Raw genomic sequence first — 2,141 nt, forward strand, 5'->3', positions numbered from 1 at the left:
AAACCGCACCCGCGACCGCAGCCGCAACCGACCCCCACGACACCGGCCCCTCACCAGGCTCCGCATCCACCAACACCAACCGACCCGGATTCTCACTCTGCGCACTACGCACCAGACCCCAGCAGGTCGCCGCCGCCACATCCGGCACACCCTCACCCCCACCCGCAGCCACCGCGCCCCGCGTGACAAGCACCAACCGCGACCCGCTCAACCGCTCCTCACCCAACCACCCCCGCACCACGTCCAGCACCCGACGGGCGACCCGGTGAGCGGCCCGCGCAGGCGACGAGGACACCTCCAGACCACCCACCGGACACACCACCACCCCCGGCACCGAGCCCACTGTCCCCACCGACTCCGCTGACCCCGAAGACTCCGCTGACCCCAGCGAACCGTCCGACACCTGACGCAACAGACCCGCCAAGTCCGAATAGACCGGGACATCCGGACCCGCACCCTCCACAGGCCCCGACCACTCACCGACACCATCCCCCAACACCGCCCACGACGTGGGGGACTCGGAGGACGACGGCCTGTCGCTGTGGTCCCGGGCCGGTGCCGGTACCCATTCCACCTGGAAGGGGACTTCGACGCGGCGGGATGCCTGTTCGATCTGGTCAAGGGCGATCGGCCGCACCGAGAGGGATTCCACCGTGGCGATGGCCCTGCCGTTCTCGTCGCTGATGGCCACCGAGTAGCTGCTCGGCCCGGTCACGCTCAGTCGTACACGGAGCACGCCACTGCACTCTCCGTACCAGGACACCCCTCCCCACGAGAACGGGAGTGGCACCTGAGGACCGCCGCTCTCTCCGACGGGGCCGTCGTTCGACACACCGAGAGGGTGGGAGTCGGTCAGGAAGATCGTGTGCAGCGCTGCGTCGAGCAGCGCGGGGTGCAGTCCGAAGGCGGCGTCGCGGTTCTCGGCAAGGCGCACTTCCGCGTAGACGTCGTCCTCATGTCGCCACGCGGACTGGAGCCCCTGGAACTCCGGCCCGTAGACGATGCCGTGGGAAGCGACCGTTTTGTAGAAGGAATCCGTGTTGATCGGAATGGCGTCGACGGGGAGCCAGGAGGCGTCGTCATCCGGGGGCGACGCCTGGTCCGGGCTCACTGTCGCCGTGGCGTGGCGCACCCAGACGGTTTCGCTCGCCTCCGCCGAGGTGGCCCGCGACTGGAAGGTGACGACCCGGCTGCCGCCTTCATCCGGTGCGTCAGCTGTGATGTGGACCTGCACCGCGTCGGCTTCGGGCAGCAGGAGCGGCGCCTGGAGGGTGAGCTCGTCGACTCGTGGGCAGTCGAGCTCATTGCCGACGTGCAGTGCCAGTTGCGCGAACGCCGCTCCGGGAAGCAGCGGGACGTCGGCGACGCTGTGGTCTGCGAGCCAGGGATGAGCCTCGAGGGAGATGCTGCCGGTGAACAGGTGCCCGCCCTCAGGCAGGTCGAGAGCGGCACCGAGGAAGGGGTGCTCCTGCGGTGTGAGTCCCGTGCTGGTGAGGTTGAGGGGTTCGTCGGCGGCATCGAGCCAGTACGACTGGCGTTGGAAGGGGTAGGTGGGCAGCTCCACGCACTCGGTGGACGAAGAGGTTGGTGCGGTCGGGGTGGGTGTGGGCCAGGTGATGTCGGTGCCGTGCGCCCACAGCCGGGCGGCGGAGGTCAGCATCTGACGCAGATCACCATGATCACGCTGCAACGACCCCGTCACGATCACCTCAGGACGCTCCGGATGCTCATCGACGACATCCTCGATCGCCGAGGTCAACACCGGATGCGCACTCACCTCCACAAACCGCCGATACCCCGCATCCAACAAACCCCCCACCGTCTCCCCAAACCGCACCGGGCACCGCAAATTCCGCTCCCAATACCCACCACCCAACTCCTCACCAGCCACCACACCACCCACAACCGTCGAATAAAACGGCACCCGCGTCCCACCAGGCGAAACCCGCCCCACCGCCTCCCCAATACGCGGCGCCAACACATCCATATGCGCACAATGCGACGCATAACTCACCGGCAACACCCGCGCCCGCACACCCCGCTCACCAAACCCCGCAACCAACCCCTCCACACACACCCGATCCCCAGACACAATCGTCGACCCCGGACCATTCACCGCCGCAACCTCAACCCCACCAGGG

At 67.9% G+C, this 2,141-nt stretch carries 1 protein-coding gene; it reads right to left on the reverse strand.

Translation table 11 applies throughout. The features are described 5' to 3' along the window. On the reverse strand, positions 1 to 2,116 hold a 2,116-nt coding region (locus DTL70_RS03345; protein WP_342776447.1), incomplete at its 3' end, for an acyltransferase domain-containing protein. Positions 2,117 to 2,141 lie beyond the last annotated feature (25 nt).

The sequence above is a fragment of the Streptomyces diacarni genome (assembly GCF_003323715.1).
In the GTDB taxonomy this organism is placed as follows: domain Bacteria; phylum Actinomycetota; class Actinomycetes; order Streptomycetales; family Streptomycetaceae; genus Streptomyces; species Streptomyces diacarni.